Origin of the sequence: Providencia rettgeri (genome assembly GCF_041075285.1) — a bacterium.
GTDB classification, from domain to species: domain Bacteria; phylum Pseudomonadota; class Gammaproteobacteria; order Enterobacterales; family Enterobacteriaceae; genus Providencia; species Providencia rettgeri_G.
In genome coordinates, this window is record NZ_CP163512.1 from 2538788 (window position 1) to 2557535 (window position 18748).

At 42.5% G+C, this 18748-nt stretch carries 15 protein-coding genes, 1 tRNA gene and 1 rRNA gene; 14 read left to right on the forward strand and 3 right to left on the reverse strand.

What is annotated here, in order from left to right; genetic code table 11:
- Positions 1-189 precede the first annotated feature (189 nt).
- The 8 genes from proV (at position 190) to AB6N04_RS11560 (ending at position 9772) form a co-directional block, all read left to right on the forward strand.
- Positions 190-1389: a glycine betaine/L-proline ABC transporter ATP-binding protein ProV gene (gene proV / locus AB6N04_RS11525; protein WP_369308437.1), complete on the forward strand. Its 1200-nt coding sequence runs from the start codon at positions 190-192 to the stop codon at positions 1387-1389.
- On the forward strand, positions 1382-2548 hold the full coding sequence (proW, locus tag AB6N04_RS11530; protein WP_369308438.1) for a glycine betaine/L-proline ABC transporter permease ProW: 1167 nt from the start codon (positions 1382-1384) through the stop codon (positions 2546-2548). The genes proV and proW overlap by 8 nt, the downstream gene beginning before the upstream one ends.
- Before the next feature lie 82 nt (positions 2549-2630).
- Positions 2631-3626 (forward strand): glycine betaine/L-proline ABC transporter substrate-binding protein ProX, encoded by a 996-nt coding sequence (gene proX, locus AB6N04_RS11535; RefSeq protein WP_369308439.1) that lies wholly within the window; start codon positions 2631-2633, stop codon positions 3624-3626.
- 296 nt (positions 3627-3922) lie between these two features.
- Positions 3923-5122 carry an MFS transporter gene (locus AB6N04_RS11540; protein ID WP_369308440.1) on the forward strand — a complete coding sequence of 400 codons (1200 nt, stop codon included), beginning with the start codon at positions 3923-3925 and terminating at the stop codon, positions 5120-5122.
- A 660-nt stretch (positions 5123-5782) separates the two neighbouring features.
- The gene (mprA, locus tag AB6N04_RS11545; protein ID WP_369308441.1) at positions 5783-6298 is read left to right on the forward strand and encodes a transcriptional repressor MprA; all 516 of its coding nucleotides are present in this window, start codon (positions 5783-5785) and stop codon (positions 6296-6298) included.
- A gap of 216 nt (positions 6299-6514) precedes the next feature.
- A complete protein-coding gene (gene emrA, locus AB6N04_RS11550; protein ID WP_369308442.1) occupies positions 6515-7696 on the forward strand; it encodes a multidrug efflux MFS transporter periplasmic adaptor subunit EmrA in 1182 nt (393 codons plus the stop codon).
- A 17-nt stretch (positions 7697-7713) separates the two neighbouring features.
- On the forward strand, positions 7714-9249 hold the full coding sequence (gene emrB / locus AB6N04_RS11555; RefSeq protein ID WP_369308443.1) for a multidrug efflux MFS transporter permease subunit EmrB: 1536 nt from the start codon (positions 7714-7716) through the stop codon (positions 9247-9249).
- 100 nt (positions 9250-9349) lie between these two features.
- The gene (locus tag AB6N04_RS11560; RefSeq protein ID WP_369308444.1) at positions 9350-9772 is read left to right on the forward strand and encodes a hypothetical protein; all 423 of its coding nucleotides are present in this window, start codon (positions 9350-9352) and stop codon (positions 9770-9772) included.
- 209 nt (positions 9773-9981) lie between these two features.
- Here the strand turns inward: AB6N04_RS11560 and AB6N04_RS11565 are convergent, their stop codons facing one another.
- Positions 9982-11091, reverse strand: coding sequence for a tRNA/rRNA methyltransferase (locus tag AB6N04_RS11565; protein WP_369308445.1), 1110 nt, complete (start codon positions 11089-11091; stop codon positions 9982-9984).
- Between the two features lie 169 nt (positions 11092-11260).
- On the opposite strand from AB6N04_RS11565, the gene AB6N04_RS11570 reads away from it, so the two are divergent.
- The 6 genes from AB6N04_RS11570 to AB6N04_RS11595 all read left to right on the forward strand — a co-directional run bounded on the left by AB6N04_RS11570 (position 11261) and on the right by AB6N04_RS11595 (position 17958).
- Positions 11261-11962, forward strand: coding sequence for a tRNA-uridine aminocarboxypropyltransferase (locus tag AB6N04_RS11570; RefSeq protein ID WP_369308446.1), 702 nt, complete (start codon positions 11261-11263; stop codon positions 11960-11962).
- 224 nt (positions 11963-12186) lie between these two features.
- Entirely contained in the window at positions 12187-14832 is a 2646-nt protein-coding gene (locus AB6N04_RS11575) for a bifunctional acetate--CoA ligase family protein/GNAT family N-acetyltransferase (protein WP_369308447.1), read from the forward strand.
- A 159-nt stretch (positions 14833-14991) separates the two neighbouring features.
- The gene (gene pssA / locus AB6N04_RS11580; RefSeq protein WP_369312089.1) at positions 14992-16347 is read left to right on the forward strand and encodes a CDP-diacylglycerol--serine O-phosphatidyltransferase; all 1356 of its coding nucleotides are present in this window, start codon (positions 14992-14994) and stop codon (positions 16345-16347) included.
- 56 nt (positions 16348-16403) lie between these two features.
- Positions 16404-16748 carry a YfiM family lipoprotein gene (locus AB6N04_RS11585; RefSeq protein ID WP_369308448.1) on the forward strand — a complete coding sequence of 115 codons (345 nt, stop codon included), beginning with the start codon at positions 16404-16406 and terminating at the stop codon, positions 16746-16748.
- 110 nt (positions 16749-16858) lie between these two features.
- Positions 16859-17182, forward strand: coding sequence for an antibiotic biosynthesis monooxygenase (locus tag AB6N04_RS11590; protein ID WP_369308449.1), 324 nt, complete (start codon positions 16859-16861; stop codon positions 17180-17182).
- Between the two features lie 65 nt (positions 17183-17247).
- Complete coding sequence (locus tag AB6N04_RS11595; RefSeq protein ID WP_369308450.1) at positions 17248-17958, forward strand: ArsR/SmtB family transcription factor; 711 nt, start codon at positions 17248-17250, stop codon at positions 17956-17958.
- A 410-nt stretch (positions 17959-18368) separates the two neighbouring features.
- On the opposite strand, the gene AB6N04_RS11600 is transcribed toward AB6N04_RS11595, so the two are convergent.
- Positions 18369-18445 (reverse strand) — tRNA-Asp (locus tag AB6N04_RS11600).
- Positions 18446-18506: 61 nt separating this feature from the next.
- Positions 18507-18622, reverse strand: a 5S ribosomal RNA gene (gene rrf / locus AB6N04_RS11605).
- Positions 18623-18748: the final 126 nt, after the last annotated feature.

Here is an 18748-nt window from a genome sequence, read left to right on the forward strand (position 1 = left end):
ATCTAGGGGCATTTGAATTTAAACCATAATGAATAAACCCATTAAATTAAAATAGGAATTTCTGCCCTAATAATTTTCAACCGATGGCTGCCATAGCGTTCTGAATAGGTCCAGCCATCACTATTGAATCGACATAATTCATTTTGGGCTCCAACTCTTTTTGTTGATTGAAAATTGGGTAAATAATATATGGCAATAAAATTAGAAGTTAAAAATTTATATAAAATATTTGGGGAAAATCCTGATCCCGCATTTAAGCTTTTAAGATCAGGCATGGACAAAGAGACTATCTTTGAAAAAACAGGCCTTACGGTCGGTGTTCAAGATGTCAATCTGGCGATTGAAGAAGGCGAAATCTTCGTTGTGATGGGGCTTTCTGGCTCAGGAAAATCCACCTTGGTGCGCCTCCTCAATCGCCTGATCGAACCTACCAGTGGTCAAGTGCTAATTGATGGTGAAGATATCTCTGATATTTCAGACAAAGCACTGCGAGAAGTTCGTCGGACAAAAATCAGCATGGTGTTCCAATCTTTTGCCTTAATGCCACATATGAATGTGATTGATAATACCGCATTTGGAATGGAGCTTTCGGGGATCGCAAAAGAAGAACGTCATCAAAAAGCGATGGATGCACTGAAGCAGGTAAATCTTGAAAAATGGGCAAACTCTTACCCCGATGAGCTTTCTGGTGGCATGCGTCAACGCATCGGCTTAGCAAGAGCCCTTGCAAATGATCCTGACATTCTCTTAATGGATGAGGCGTTCTCAGCCCTTGATCCACTGATCCGAACAGAAATGCAAGACGAGTTGCTTTCTTTACAAGGGGATAAACAGCGTACTATCGTTTTTATCTCCCACGACCTTGATGAAGCTATGCGAATTGGAGATCGCATTGCCATTATGCAAGGTGGCGTAGTCGTTCAAGTCGGTACACCTGATGAAATACTCAATAATCCAGCGAATGACTATGTCAGAACCTTCTTCCGTGGGGTTGATATTAGTCAGGTATTTAGCGCCAAAGATATTGCCCGAAGACGCCCTGATGCATTGCTGCATATCGCCCCCGGTTTTGGCCCTCGTTCAGCGTTAAAAGTGCTAAACGATGAAGACCGTTACCACGGCTACTTACTTTCACGAGGTCATACTTTTGCAGGCGTTGTTTCCGTAGAGTCCTTAGAAAAAGCTTTACACGACAAGGCGGGTATTGAAGCCGCTATTTTACCCGATATCGAACCGATCCAAGGCGATACATCCCTAAATGAGGTCATATCAACTGTCGCACAAGCGCCTTGTGCAGTCCCTGTGGTGAACGAAAAGAATCGTTATTTAGGGGTGATTTCAAAAGGAATGTTACTGCAAGCACTGGATAAGGAGACGCCAAATGAGTAAGCAAAACCAAGAAAAGACCATCGACCAACAGGATCCGTGGGCAGATACTCAAGTTGAGCAAACGCCAGCACAAGCACCAGAAACACCTGCTGCTGACGATCCTTGGGCGACAAGTTCCACACAAGAACACAATGCGACAAATGATCCGTGGGGCGGCTCATCAACAACAGATACCGCAACGGATTCTGGATCCAGTGACTGGCTTGATGCTGCGCCGACAGACTCAGCGCCTATCGATCAATTTGACATTCTGGATCCGTTCCAACACACAATCATTCCCCTCGATTCATGGGTAACCCATGGTATTGATTGGGTCGTGCAAAATTTCAGACCTGTTTTCCAAGGGATCCGCGCACCTATTGATTTCATTCTCAGTGGGTTTGAACAGCTACTGACCACCCTGCCTGCCCCAATTGCCATTGTACTGTTTGCATTATTAGCATGGCAATTTGCAGGAAAAGCAATGGGCGTGGCGACCTTTATTTCAATGATTGCCATTGGGGCGATCGGCGCATGGTCAGAAGCAATGGTGACACTGTCTCTGGTGCTGACCTCTTTACTGTTTTGTATTGTAATAGGACTCCCGTTAGGGATCTGGCTCGCACGCAGTGATAGAGCAGCGAAAATTATTCGTCCATTGCTTGATGCGATGCAAACCACTCCTGCATTCGTCTATTTAGTACCTATTGTCATGTTATTTGGTATCGGTAATGTACCCGGTGTTGTCGTCACCATTATATTTGCCTTACCGCCAATCATTCGTTTGACTATTCTGGGGATCAAACAAGTCCCAGCAGATTTAATTGAAGCTGCCGAATCATTTGGAGCCAGCCCCCGTCAAATGCTATTTAAAGTGCAATTACCATTGGCGATGCCAACCATTATGGCAGGGGTTAACCAAACCTTGATGTTAGCGCTGTCGATGGTGGTAATTGCATCCATGATTGCCGTGGGTGGACTAGGCCAAATGGTCTTACGGGGGATCGGTCGACTTGATATGGGACTCGCATCCGTCGGTGGTGTCGGGATTGTCATCCTTGCCATTGTCTTAGACCGTTTCACACAATCTTTAGGCCAAGATACACGCGCAAAATCAGCTGCACGTTGGTATCAACAAGGGCCAATTGGGCTCGTCGTACGCCCATTTAGCAAAAAATAAAACATCCTCCATCCTAAAGAGCCATGTAGTTGGCTCTTCGCTGACATGACTCAGCGACGAACGAAAATAGAAGGATCATCAAATGAAACAATCCATTATTCTTGCAACTGCATTATCCGCCATTCTTGCAGCCCCTTTAGCCGCTGCCGAATCCCTGCCGGGCAAAGGGATTAAAGTCAATCCTGTGCAAAGTACTATCAGTGAAGAAACTTTCCAGACACTGATTGTAGCTAAAGCACTTGAGAAATTAGGCTATGATGTCGCGCCAATTAAAGAAGTGGATTACAACGTGGCTTACGCGTCTATCGCTAATGGCGATGCTACCTTCCTCGCCGTGAGTTGGGTTCCTTTGCACAATGCTCAGTATGAAGCAGCTGGAGGCGATAAAGCGTTCTACCGCCAAGGTGATTACATCGTCAATGCGGCACAAGGCTATTTAATTGATAAAAAAACGGCAGAGAAATATAACATCACTAACATTGAACAACTTAAAGATCCGAAAATTGCGAGATTATTTGATACCAATGGTAACGGCAAAGCGGATCTCACCGGCTGTAATCCAGGCTGGGGCTGTGAAGCTGCGATCAACACCCACTTAAAAGCCTACGACCTTGAAAAGTCAGTCGACCACAACCAAGGTAACTATGCCGCTATGATGGCCGACACGATCACTCGCTACAAAGAAGGCAAACCGATTTTCTACTACACTTGGACGCCTTATTGGATCAGTGACGTGTTAAAACCGGGTCGTGACGTGGTGTGGCTAGAAGTTCCTTTCTCGGCGATGCCAAATGGTGAAAAAATTGATACCAAACTGCCTAACGGTAAAAACTATGGCTTCCCACCAAGTACCATGCACATTGTCGCAAACAAACAATGGGCGGCAGAGAACCCTGCGGCAGCCAAATTGTTTGCCATCATGAAATTACCGATTGCTGACGTGAATGCGCAGAACCTAAGAATGCATAATGGTGAAGCCTCACAAGCCGATATCGAACGTCATGCAAACGCGTGGATCAAAGCCCACCAGTCCACATTTGATGGCTGGATAAAGCAAGCGCAAGAAGCCGCTAAATAAGCCTAAATAGTTCGTGCAACTAACTTTAGCCACCTTAACTCGGTGGCTGAGGTTGTTGACAAAGTGGGATAAAAGCGTGGTTTTTCCCACTTTGTGTTATCAGGCGAAAATCAATATATTGATTTTCCTTGTTTATTTTCAATAACCTATCCAACCTGCCGCCAAACATGTTATGTGTGTCAGCAGTCTGAGCCACCTTAACTCGGTGGCTTTTTTACATTTAATAATAAAAAGAAATAACCAGAGGAAATGAATTTTGTTTATAGTAGCCACCTAGCAATTAATAGGTAACCTATATGAAACAGAACCAAACAGCAGAGCTGACCACCAGCCTCACCATTTTAATGGCAATTGCGACAGGTCTTGTCGTTGCCAGTAACTACTATGCTCAGCCACTGTTAGACACCATTGCAGCCCAATTTAACCTTACCACTAACATGGCTGGGTTTATTGTCACCGCAGCACAGCTTGGTTACGCCGTTGGTTTATTATTTTTAGTCCCTCTCGGGGATTTATTTGAACGCAAGCGACTAATTTTATTGATGACACTGCTTTCTGCGTCTGGCTTACTGATTACCGCACTTTCAACCAATATTTGGCAGATCCTATTAGGGACGGCTCTGACAGGGCTGTTTTCAGTTGTTGCTCAGGTACTTATTCCTATGGCGGCATCCATTGCTCATCCTAATAAGCGAGGCAAAGCTGTCGGTATTATTATGAGCGGCTTACTGCTGGGTATTTTACTGGCGAGAACGGTTTCAGGTGCGGTGGCGATGGTCGGAGGTTGGCGTGCAATTTATTGGGTCGCGTTTGCTTTATTAATTATCTTATTAATTGTATTAGCGATTAAATTACCTCGCTACCACCAAAAAGCCAATCTGAACTATTTTCAGCTCCTATGCTCTATTGGCCGTTTATTTTTCAGCACCCCAGTGTTAGCCGTTAGAGCTTCTCTTGGCGCGCTTTCATTTGCTAACTTTGGCTTATTATGGACAGCGATGGCATTTTTATTGGCTAGCCCTCCCTTTAACTATTCTGAAGGCACCATTGGCTTATTTGGTCTCGTTGGCGCTGCGGGCGCATTAATGGCCTCTCAAGCAGGACACCTAGTGGATAAAGGCAAGGGTAAGATGATCACAACCGTTGGCTTAGTTTTATTACTACTGTCTTGGTTACCTATAGGTTTAGCAAAACACTCTTTAATCGCCTTTATTATCGGTATTCTGGTTCTCGATCTTGCCGTTCAAGCCGTCCATGTCACCAGCCAAAGTACCTTATATCGCATCATGCCTGAAGCACGTAATCGCCTAACCGCAGGGTATATGACCAGTTATTTTATTGGGGGAGCACTTGGCTCGTTATTATCAGGTTATGCCTATGAACGTGCGGGCTGGGAAGGTGTCGCGATAGCTGGCGTCAGTTTAACGGCATTAAGCTTAATCATTTGGGCTATTGGTATTCGATTTGATCCAACAGTTCCCCCCTCAGAAGCGTAATACCTTTCATTTTTTATTGTCGATAACATTTAAAAATAAATGTTATCGACAGCACATAAATACATAAAAAAACATAATATATTTACGGTATTGTCAACCTTTTTTTCTGCATTTTTGTCCATAACCTATAAATTATTATCCATAATTCAGGACTATAGTTATATGTTGTTATAGTTACTATGGCAAAAGTCAGCAAATGACACAGTTAAACAAATACTATATCTACCTAGAACAGTATAATTATTGTTAATTTGCCCAATAATTATTGCTAGAAATAATCATACAAAAACAATAAATAGGTATTTACACTTAATGAATAGCAATATCTATCTAACTTGTAATTATTGGGTAACAAAAAAAATGGTGTTGAGTTAATGTAATGTGATTATATATTGCTTTATATGATTTTATTTGAGGTATAAATCGTGTTTTTTCTGGTTATTTTATGTTCAAATAAACATAAGTAGGCTAAAAATTCACTTTGGGCTATACTGAAACACATAAATTACATTCATAAAATTTATGAATGATGTATCATTATCAAAATAAAATCATCGATATTAATTAAGTATAATTGCTAATTCTATCTTTTAATATACCATTTAGATGGTTGATGACAGTTGTAATCTTACCAACTGAAACTAATAAGGTATCCAAATAATGGAAAGTTCATTTACACCGACAGAAGAGCTATTAAATGCTCGTGTCGCACAGCAAGATACACACGAAAAACCCATTCCGTACCAAGAAATACTGTTAACACGCTTATGCATGCATGTTCATGGAAAATTACTTGAATCTCGCAACAGTATGCTACGTGCTCAAGGCATTAATGAAACCCTTTTCATGGCATTAATGATTTTAGATACAAAAGATACACGCAGTATCCAACCTTCCGAGCTCAGTGCTGCACTTGGTTCATCCCGTACCAATGCAACACGTATCGCAGATGAACTCGAAAAAAATGGTTGGATTGAACGAAAAGAAAGCCACAATGACAGACGTTGTCTACATTTACACCTCACAGAAAAAGGTTCAGAGTTTTTAAGTGGCTTATTACCGCCACAACACCGTGCACTAATCGATATATGGTCAGTTTTAGAAGATGATGAAAAACAGCAGTTGGATAAACTAATGCGTAAGCTACTGGTAAAACTGGATACTATAAAAGATTAACCACTTTTTTTGTAAGGTTAATGTATTTGAGGCATTCTGCTGCCATAAGGCGAAAAAAAACTTTTCAGCCGGCAATATTTCATTATCCTTTCAACCTTATGCTTTACGATATTCCCGCAAGCAGCAAAATCATTTGTAGTCTCAGTTTCCAGTGGTTATGACTAACTACTGGAAACAACCGTGATCCTTATCCATCGAAAATGGAGTAATACCCGTATGAGTTCCCCTGAGGAAATGCAACAAATGCAAGCTCCCCAACGAAATAAAAAAAGACAACGCAGAAATGCCTTAATGTTTTTAACGTTAATTTTTATAGTAATTGGTGTGGGCTGGGCCGTTTACTGGTATTTAGTACTTCGCCATTATGAATCAACGGATAATGCTTACGTCGCAGGTAACCAAGTCCAAATACAATCCCAAATATCGGGAAGTGTTATGACCGTTAACGTCGACAACACTGACTTTGTGCAAAGTGGTACCGTGCTGGTTGAACTTGACCCACGGGACGCTGAACTTGCACTCGATAAAGCCAAAACCCAATTAGCAAACAGTGTGCGTCAAACTCGCCAACACATGATTAATAGTCGCCAACTACAAGCTAATATTGATGTTAAACGCTCAGAATTAGGTCGTTTACAAAATGATTTAAAACGCCGTGAAGTGTTAGGCAGCAGCAATTTAATTGGTAGAGAAGAGCTACAGCATGCTCGTGAATCCGTTGTGAGTGCAAAAGCTGCATTAGACATGGCAGTTGAACAATATAACGCCAACCAAGCGATCGTTCTCAACACATCCATTGAAAAGCAACCCGCCGTCGAACAAGCCGCTACTGAAGTTCGTAATGCATGGCTGACGTTACAACGAACCAAAATTGTTAGCCCAGTCGATGGCTATGTTTCCCGCCGTAGTGTACAGGTTGGCTCACAAATCACGCCATCAACCCCATTAATGGCCATTGTTCCATCAAATGGCATGTGGATTGATGCTAACTTTAAAGAAACACAGCTAGCTGATATGCGTATTGGTCAACCTGCGAAAGTGACAGCTGATTTCTACGGTAAAGATGTGGTCTTTAATGGCACTGTTGTCGGTTTAGATATGGGGACGGGGAGTGCGTTTTCATTACTACCAGCACAAAATGCCAGTGGCAACTGGATCAAAGTCGTGCAACGCCTCCCAGTGCGTATTGCGTTAGATCCAGCCCAACTGGAAGAACACCCACTGCGTATCGGCCTATCTACCGAAGTGACAATTGATACCTTAAATAAAGATGGCAAGGTGCTGTCAAAAGGCATGCGCGATGCACCTGCATATCACACATCAGCATTAGCGGTGGATATGTCCCCTGCAGACAAAATAGTTACTGAGATAATTAATAATAACGCTGGAAACAAATAAGTGGGAGCGCAACAAATATGACCGCACCACTTACAGGCTCAAAGCTGGCTTGGATGACCATCGCCCTCTCTTTGGCGACATTTATGCAGGTCCTTGATTCAACAATTGCCAACGTTGCTATCCCAACGATTGCAGGTAATCTTGGTGCATCTAACTCCCAAGGAACCTGGGTGATCACTTCATTCGGCGTAGCAAATGCGATCTCCATTCCAGTCACGGGCTGGTTAGCTCGGCGTATTGGTGAAGTTCGACTATTCCTATGGTCTACCGGTTTATTTGCTTTAACATCTTGGTTATGCGGTATTTCTGGCAACCTAGAAATGCTGATTTTATTCCGTGTGTTGCAAGGTTTAGTTGCGGGCCCGTTGATCCCTCTATCCCAGAGTCTACTTCTCAATAACTACCCTCCGGCAAAACGCAGCATGGCCTTAGCGTTGTGGTCAATGACTATTGTGATCGCCCCAATTTGTGGCCCTATTCTCGGCGGTTATATTAGTGATAACTACCATTGGGGATGGATATTCTTTATCAATGTTCCGTTTAGTGTTGCAATTATTTTTGCCATCATGCACACCTTAAAAGGCCGTGAGACAAAAATTTCTATCCAACGTATTGATACCGTTGGTTTAGTTTTATTGGTTGTTGGCGTTGGTGCACTGCAAATCATGCTCGACCAAGGGAAAGAACTTGATTGGTTTAACTCGACCGAGATCATCGTTCTGACCGTGATTGCGGTTATTGCGATTGCGTTCTTAATTGTTTGGGAGCTGACGGATGATCACCCCGTCATTGATCTCTCTTTATTTAAAGAACGCAATTTTACGATTGGCTGCTTATCACTTAGCCTCGCCTATATGTTGTACTTTGGCACCATCGTTTTGCTTCCTCAGTTATTGCAAGAAGTATATGGCTATACTGCAACATGGGCAGGTTTAGCGTCCGCACCTGTCGGGCTATTACCGCTACTTATCACGCCAATTATCGGGAAATTTGGTAACCGTATTGATATGCGTTACTTAGTCACATTTAGCTTTATTATCTATGCTGTCTGTTACTACTGGCGTGCTTATACCTTTGAGCCAGGCATGGGCTTTGCCGCAGCAGCTTGGCCACAATTCGTTCAAGGTCTTGCTATCGCCTGCTTCTTTATGCCATTAACCACCATTACGTTATCGGGGCTACCCCCTGAAAAAATGGCATCGGCATCTAGCTTATCCAATTTTACTCGAACACTGGCAGGGGCAATTGGAACCTCAATTACCACCACAATGTGGACACAAAGAGAATCCATGCACCATGAAAATCTGACAGAATTTGTCAACCCCTATAACCCGAACGCACAGCACATGTATAGCGAATTGGCACAAATCGGTATGAATGAACAGCAAAGTGCAGCTTACTTAGCAAAAACGATTACAGACCAAGGGCTAATTTTATCTGCCAATGAAATTTTCTGGTTATCAGCGGGGGTCTTTATCTTGCTAATGGTGATCGTGTGGTTTGCTAAACCGCCATTTGGTGCTGGATCAAAAGATGGTGGGGGAGCACACTAATCTCAGGCTACCCCTACATTCTGATGTGGGGTTAGTTTTTTACTTCTGCGCTTTCCCCAACCAATGCGGGGGAGCATTATCCTAATTAGGTAAAACAGCGATGAAATCATGGATTGAAAATAGTCAGGCATTAGCATTAATTAATGCCATGGATGATATTCAGGCGGAGCAATACCGAAGAAAACTGATTTGCTACGTTAACCAATATCAAGAAACTTATTCATTCGATATTTTGGACGACGTTCAGGCTTATATGCAGTTAAAACTGGCGGCTGATGATCTTGATTTTAGTACCATCCCCGATGAAATCACCCAAGCCATCATAGAAGGTTATTACGAATACTGCATCAGTTTAAATGAAATATCTGCGGCATATCAAATCGTAACTAAAGCCACCCCATTGACCCGTTTAGACCTCATTGAATTCGTTAATCATATATTAGAAGCTTTCTCATGTAATTATGCAGAAGAAGAGTTTCTCGCTCCGAAGTTAGCGGAGTTTGCGGATTTATTTGCTCACTAATCAAATTGTAGATAGAAAAAAGCCATACGTAAAAACGTATGGCCCAGATTGCTGACAAACATAACATGTTTGGCTGCAGGTTGGATAAGTTTAGAAAATAAACATGGAAAATCAATATATTGGTTTTCGCCTGATAACATCAAGTGGGAAAAACCTCGCTTTTATCCCACTTTGTCAACAACCCATCGAAATCACATCAATAAAATCGTTTATTTAACTTGGTTTTGCTGCCACCATTGTGCCAACATCACACCTGTTGCCACAGAAACATTCAGGCTTTCAACTTTACCCGTCCCGCCAATAAATAAGCTCATATCCCCTTGTTCCCAGGTGCTATCACTTAAACCATCACTCTCTTGGCCTAAAACGAGCACCATTTTAGCGGGCAACGTCGCTTTCGCTAAATCTTGGCTACCTTTATGGCTTGAAGTGGTGACAATGGTATACCCCGCTTTACGAAACTTATCTAGCGTGGAAGTCAAGCCATCCGCATCGATAGCTTTAATGTGCTCAGCACCACCTTCTGCGGTACGAATTGCGGCACCAGACTCCAACATAGCCGCATCTTGTAAAATCACACCTTGCACACCAAAGTGAGCACAACTACGCATGATCCCGCCTAAATTATGGGGGTTGCCCACATCTTCTAGCGCTAACACACAGTCCTTTTCTGCGGCTTGCTGTAAATAAGCATCCGCACTCATGCCGCCACGTTTTTTGATAATAAAGCACACACCACCATGATGCTCTGTACCGGACGCTTTTGATAGCTCTTCATCATCGACAACATGATACGCTTTGCGGTTTGCTGCCATCCATTTCAAGGCATCACGAAAGCGCGGGGTGACAGATTGCAAAAACCACGCACGAACAATGGCATCTGGCCGATTTTTAAACATGGCTTGGCACGCATTTTCACCATAAATACGCGTCTCTTCTTGGCGTTGCTTACGCAGTTGTTCAGGATCAATTTGGCTTTTTCCAACAATCCCACCATGATCATTTTCAAATTCGGCACTATCCGGTTTTGAAACAGTACGCCATGGAGAACGCTCACGCGGTGCACTATCACGATTATCAGAGCGACGACGTTCTTGACGACCGCTCTCAGAGCGATTCGAACGACTTCCTCTTTCTTGGGGGGCACCATCACGTCGGTGACCACCGCGTCTATCGTTGCCCCCACGTCTATCATCGCGACTACCGTCACGACCACCACGGCGTTTATCGCTGCCTTGGTTGTTGCCCTGCTCTTCACTGCGGACATACATCACTTTTACTTTGCCGTTTTTACCACTAAAATCATTCGAGTCGTTCATCACTATTCCCTACTAAGCTATGGCGCGAAGATTACATGATGTTGCAAGGCTACGCTACCGATCCGCACTATTATCTCACCGAAAACTTATTGAATATACCTCTATCGCATAGAAATCGTTTTGCGTACAATATGCGGCTTATTTTATAGTCTGAAAAACAGTAATCAAAATGACATCTAATGCCGTTTATCACCTCCGCCAGCAACGCCTCGCCTTATCAACAAAACCGTTTAAAGCTAGGGGCTGTCGTGTAAAGCGCTGCCAATATTGTTTGTTACCTGTTCCACAATGCCTTTGCCAAGAGACGGTATCTTGCCAAGCGAAAAGCCAATTTTGCTTGATCATGTTTGATGGTGAAGTGTTTAAACCCAGCAATACGGGAAAACTCATTGCAGATGTCCTACCTGATACACTGGCTTTTCAGTGGTCAAGAACTGCGCCAGAAACTCAGCTTTTAGCGGCATTGGAGGATGATACTCGGCAACCTTATCTGATTTTTCCAAACAGCTACGCCCAAGAAAATCGTATTGTTGTGAATGAACCGAACATTTCTGACAAGCCTGCTTTATTTATTCTATTAGATGGAACATGGCCTGAAGCACGAAAAATGTTCCGTAAGAGCCCGTATCTTAACCATATTCCACTGTTATCCATCAACACAAAAGCACGAACGGACTACCTGCTACGCACGCCATCTCGTGAAGAACAACACTGCACCGCTGAAGTTGCCGCCACCTTGCTAGAGCTCGCGGGTGACGTCCAAGCATCACGGCAATTGTTTAGTCATTTTAGCCTATTTCGCCAGAAATACCTTGAAGGAAAACCCCATCACCCTGTGGCAAAAATGCTGTTAAACGAAGAGGAGCTCTAACTATTTTTAGCCCCATTCTCACGTTTTTTTCGTAAGCTGTTCTAAGAAATCGTAACTTTCGGATAAACGTCATCATAAAACGTGAAGGGGCTTGTATAAATTAATTAAATTCGCAGGATAAACTAGCGCAATATAAAAGATAGGGCATAGTATTCATAAGTATTTATCAGCCTCTTTTTATCTCTTAAATGATTATATTGTTCACCAAGTGAAGGGTTATCTTTATGGGTTTAGTGAGTCAGTTAGAATCTTTATTCAGGCCAAAATCAATCGTGGTCATTGGCGCATCTGAAAATCCGAACCGGGCAGGTTCGGTTATGATGAAAAACCTACTCACCAGTGGTTTTAAAGGGCCTATTCTCCCGGTAAACCCAAACCGTAATTCTGTACTCGGCGTACTCGCTTATCCCACTATTGATAAACTTCCACTCAAACCTGACCTTGCCGTTATTTGCACTCATTACTCAAGAAACATCAGTTGTTTACAACAACTTGGCGAAGCAGGCTGTAAAGTCGTCATTATCTTATCCTCCCCCTCGATTCAATTTAATGAATTAAAAAAAGTCGCTCAGCAATACCAAATTCGTCTTTTAGGTCCTAATAGCCTAGGCTTTTTAGCACCATGGCAAGGCTTGAATGCCAGCTTCTCACCTATCCCTATACTCAAAGGCAAACTGGCGTTTATTTCCCAGTCTGCCGCTGTTTCAAATACCGTACTTGATTGGGCAAGGCATCGCGATATCGGTTTTTCCTATTTTATCGCGCTAGGCGATAGTATTGATATTGATATCGATGACCTACTGGATTACTTAGCACGTGATAGCAAAACCAGTGCGATTTTACTTTATTTGGAAAATATCAGTGATGCGAGGCGTTTTTTATCTTCGTCACGCAGTGCTTCACGCAACAAGCCCATTCTCGTTATCAAAAGCGGACGAACACGTAAGGCGCAAGCACTTTTAGGGGAAAAACCGAGCTTAGATGCTGCTTATGATGCAGCCATTCAACGCGCAGGGCTTTTGCGAGTTCAAGATACTCATGAAATGTTCTCCGCTGTTGAAACATTAAGCTACATGACACCATTACGGGGTGAACGTTTATCAATTATGAGTAATGGCGCTGCCCCTGCTGCAATGGCACTGGATGAACTCTTACAGCGTAATGGCAAACTCGCCAAGCTCAGTATTGAAACAGAAAACGAACTCAGCGCCCTACTACCTCTTGACCTCTCCACGCAGAACCCGATTAATTTAGGTGATGATGCCACCGTTGAACGCTATATCAATGTGCTAAATAAAATGCTCGATAGCCATGATCATGACGCACTTTTATTGATCCACACCCCCAGCGCAATCACCGAAAGCAAAACGATGGCAGAAAAAATCATCAAAACCATCAAGCAGCACCCTCGTGGAAAATGGCTCACTATCCTAACCAACTGGTGTGGTGAATATTCATCTCAAGGATCGCGCCGTTTATTTAGTGAAGCAGGCATTCCCACTTATCGCACGCCTGAAGGGGCTATTACTGCGTATATGCATATGGTGGAATATCGCCGTAACCAGAAGCAACTAAAAGAGACGCCTGCACTGCCTGTCGGTATTACTGCGAACACACAACAGGCTCATGAGTACATTCAGCAAGCATTAAAAAATAACAACTTGCACTTAGATACTCATGAAGTTCAACCAATATTACAAGCCTATGGACTCAATAGCTTACCAACCTGGATAGCCCATTCAAGTGATGAGGCAATTAAAATTGCAGAGAAAATTGGTTATCCCGTTGCATTAAAATTGCGTTCACCTGATATTGTGCATAAATCAGAAGTCCAAGGGGTTATGCTGTACCTAAGAAACGCAAAAGAAGTCGAAGACGCCGCAAAAGCCATTATCGAACGTGTTTCTAGCAACTATCCAAATGCTCGCATTGATGGTCTCTTAGTGCAGAGCATGGCAAACCGAGCTGGGGCACAAGAATTACGTATCGCGGTAGAATTAGACCCTGTATTTGGCCCATTGATCATGTTAGGCGAAGGGGGGATTGAGTGGCAACAAGAAAGCCAAGCCGCTGTAGCCCTTCCACCGTTAAATATGGCACTCGCACGTTATCTCGTGATTAACGCCATCAAAGGCTACAAAATTAAATCACGTAGTGCTTTAGAGCCGTTAAATATCTTAGGGCTCTCAAGTTTATTAGTGCGAGTATCAAACTTAATCATAGACTGCCCTAATATTACCCACTTAGACATTCATCCACTGCTCGCTTCAGGGGATGAATTTACCTTACTGGATGTCTCCATGACACTCAGTCCTAGTGATGAGGTAACTACATCAAGGCTTGCCATTCGCCCTTATCCAAGTGAACTGGAAGAAACAATTCACTTAAAAGACGATCTAAATTGCCTACTACGCCCGATCCTTCCTGAAGATGAGCCACTATTGAAATCTTTTATCGAACAGGTCACAAAAGAAGATCTTTATTATCGTTATTTTAGTGAAATCAGCGAGTTTACACATGACGATCTCGCCAACATGACCCAAATAGACTATGACCGAGAGATGGCCTTTGTGGCCGTTAAAAACCAAAACACCAACCCCGAAATTATTGGTGTTGTCCGTGCAATGGCGGATCCTGACAACCAAGAAGCTGAATTCGCCGTTTTAGTGCGTTCCGATATGAAAGGTCAAACACTCGGTTATCAGCTCATGCAAAAGCTGCTTAACTATACTCGAGGTCACGGCATCAAAAAATTAACCGCAATAACCATGCCTGAAAATCGTAATATGATCAGCTTGGCAAAAAAATTAGGGTTCGATGTTGAAATACAATTTGAAGATGGTGTTGTTAATCTCACTCTCCATCTTTAGCTACACAGGAATGCGTCGCATAACCTGTATGGAAATTAAACAGATATGCAATTTATTCTAAATGGTTTGACTAAATATGCTATCATCCATGGATCATTCGCTTAAAAATGTGTGCAAAGCGATTTGCTATTGGACTAATAAGAGAAAATTCACACTGTGATGTTGTCAAAATTAAAACAAGCAAAACATCAACAATATTTGGTTGGTTTACCTAAACTGTCTCAAGATGTTGCTGATGTTAAAACGCTCTATAAGACAGAAGATTTTCGTGATGAACTGCTTAAACAAATTTCTCTCGCTCAAAATACTATCTACATAACGGCGTTGTATTTAGAGAAAGATGATGCAGGTAAAGACATTCTTCATGCGCTGTATGCTGCAAAACAAGCTAATACATCATTAGATATCAAAATTCTCGTCGATTGGCATCGAGCTCAACGAGGGCGCATTGGTGCAGCGGCTAATTCCACCAATGCAGATTGGTATTACGATGTCTCACAGCAGTATCCTGATGTCGAAATTCCAATTTACGGTATCCCAGTCAATACACGGGAAGCTTTAGGTGTGTTACATCTAAAAGGTTTTCTTTTTGATGATACACTGCTATATAGCGGTGCGAGTATTAATGATGTGTATTTACAACGACATGAAAAATATCGTTATGACCGATATCACCTTATCAAAAATAGCCAGCTAACCGCATCAATGCGAAAATTTATTGATGATTCCTTATTACCGGCTGATGCGATTAATCGTCTAAATACCGAGACACGCCCTAAAACAGCTGAATTTAAGCATCTTATAAAGCAATTCCGCTTAGGGCTACGCGGTTCTTCTTACCGTTTTGAGGGTAATGCTTCTAATGATGAATTATCCGTCACGCCTTTTGTCGGCTTGGGTAAGAAAAACGATCTCAATCGTGTGATCACCCATTTAATGGGCTCAACCAGTGATAAGCTGACTATTTGTACACCATACTTTAACCTTCCGGCGGTGCTAGTACGGATTATTAGTCGACTACTGCGTGAGGGTAAACATGTAGAAATCATTATTGGTGATAAAACCGCTAACGATTTCTATATTCCACCTGAAGAGCCTTTTAAAATTATCGGCGCGCTTCCTTACTTGTATGAAATCAACTTGCGTCGCTTTGTCAGTCGCTTACAACGCTATATTGATAGCGAACAACTGACGGTAAGGCTATGGAAAGATGGTGACAATACCTACCACTTAAAAGGCATGTGGGTCGATAATCAATGGCAATTAATCACGGGTAATAACTTAAACCCTCGTGCTTGGGGCTTAGATTTGGAAAACGCGGTACTCATTCACGATCCTAAGCAAGAGCTTCACGAACAGCGCCATCATGAATTAGAATGTATCCGCACTCACACAAAAATTGTTCGCCATTACAGGGAATTAGACAGCATTCAAACTTACCCTGTTAAAGTCAAAAAATTAATTCGTAGGCTGCGACGTATACGTGTTGATCGACTCATTAGTCGGATCTTATAAGTTGTTCAATAAAGCGTCACTTCACAGTGGCGCTTTTTAATTCAGACGGGTATTAAATGAACCCAAATACAATCAAAATATTCATTATTAGCTCACTGATGTTATTAACTACTGGGTGTAGTGGCTTTCATTGGTCAAATGACAACTGGAAAGGGAAAGACAAAGCACAACACTTTGCATTCTCCGCCGCAATGGCTGTAGCAGGCAATGCCTATGCAGATAGACAAAATATGTCACATCGCAGTGCGGCACAATTTGGTATGTTATTTTCCATTTCTCTTGGTGCGGCGAAAGAACTTTATGATAGCCGACCAGAAGGAACAGGCTGGAGCTGGCACGACTTTGCATATGACATTGCAGGATCAGTTGCAGGGTATAGCTTATATCAATCCCTTAAGTAATCCTTATTTTCAATTGCCCCTATTCTCATTTCCTTCAATACTTCGCTCATCGTCGAAGTATTGCTTAATAAAAGGCTTATAGTTGTGCTTTCGATATTAAGGAGAATTTTATGATTGCCGTGATCTTCGAAGCGATTCCAATTCCTAAGCAAAAAGAGCGTTATTTTCAACTTGCCACAGAACTGAGATCTGAGTTAATGAACATTGAGGGGTTTATTTCAGTTGAACGTTTTCAGAGTATAACAACTGAAGGGAAAATATTATCCCTTTCTTGGTGGGAAAATGAGGACGCTGTTATGAAATGGAAACGCCATTTTATGCACCAAAATGCACAAAATGAGGGAAAAAGGTCAGTTTTCTCTTATTACCGTATCCGAGTTGCGCAGACCATAAAAGATTATGCCTTTAATAAGGAAGATAATCATAACCTATAATATTTCCCCCATCATTGAGAACTAAGCTGGCACATTAGTACGATAAGAGACAACTTTAGGCTAACATGAAAACCAATAAAATTAACCTTCCCATTGACGAAAATGCACATTTAGAACAGTCTATTTCAAAGGTTGCCTCTGCAATTGCTGATCCTTCGAGGGTCAGTATCCTTTGTGCACTAATGGACGGTAGGGCTTGGACTGCCACAGAATTGAGCGCCGCAGCAAATATAGCACCTTCAACAACCAGTGCCCACTTAACGAAACTTTTAAATAGCCATTTAGTAAGTTGTTTATCTCAAGGTCGGCACCGTTATTACCGACTTGCTGGCTCAGATATTGCACAATTATTGGAAACATTGATGGGCGTGTCCATGAAGCGGGAATATCAAGCGCCGATCTCTACCCCTATTCATTTAAGAAAAGCACGCACCTGCTACGATCACTTAGCTGGGGAAATTGCAGTTCAGATTTATGAGTTTATGGATACAAATGGTTGGTTTACATCTAAAGAAAATACATTATCCGTTATCGGTATTGCGCAATTCCAAAGCTTAGGTATTAACATTACAGCACCAACTAAACGAAAAATGGCCTGTGCTTGTTTAGATTGGAGTGAAAGACGCATGCACTTAGGGGGCAGCGCTGGTGCTGCCTTATTACACACTTTTGAGCAAAACGAATGGATCATGAAAACAGTAGGCTATCGAGAGGTTATTTTTACCACTCGTGGAAAAGAAGCACTACAGCGAATTTTTGGTATTAAGGTCATATAAATACATACCGCATATGGCACAATCACACCGAGCAAATATAAACAATGAGTGTTCTTTACTTCCCAATATTCCGTCATTTCACCGACTAAAATAATAGCTTGCACATAGTATCTTTATCACTTCCCATCAATATATGCGTTGTGACTCACTACATCATTTCTCTCAAAGGCATACACCAAAGTAATGACAACAATAGGTGGAAGAGGCTAGTCACCCTTGCCAAATAAGATAACTATACGGATGGTTCTCGCTATTTTCCATAACTAAGCCATATTTGCATGATCAGTTTATTTATAGCCATTAACCTTGAATTAAATCGCTATTGTGAAATTTTTTAAGATTGGAGTTTGGTAGGTAGTATAAGTATATAAACAAAAACCCCGTGATTTTCATCACGGGGCTTCGATAAGTGGCGGAACGGACGGGACTCGAACCCGCGACCCCCTGCGTGACAGGCAGGTATTCTAACCAACTGAACTACCGCTCCACTTAATCTTTCGCCTTTCGGCTGCTTATTATGAAATCTCACAATAAGGCTTTAATTTAATGTCTGGCAGTTCCCTACTCTCACATGGGGAGACCCCACACTACCATCGGCGCTACGGCGTTTCACTGCTGAGTTCGGCATGGGGTCAGGTGGGACCACCGCGCTATTGCCGCCAGACAAATTCTGTTTCTTCCCGTTTAGCTATCTTTCACTAAACCAGAAGTGCAATCTTGAACAAGCTGTTGTGTCCTTCACCTTTCGGCTTCTCACCTCTTGAAAATCAACACACTCTCTCTAAAACAC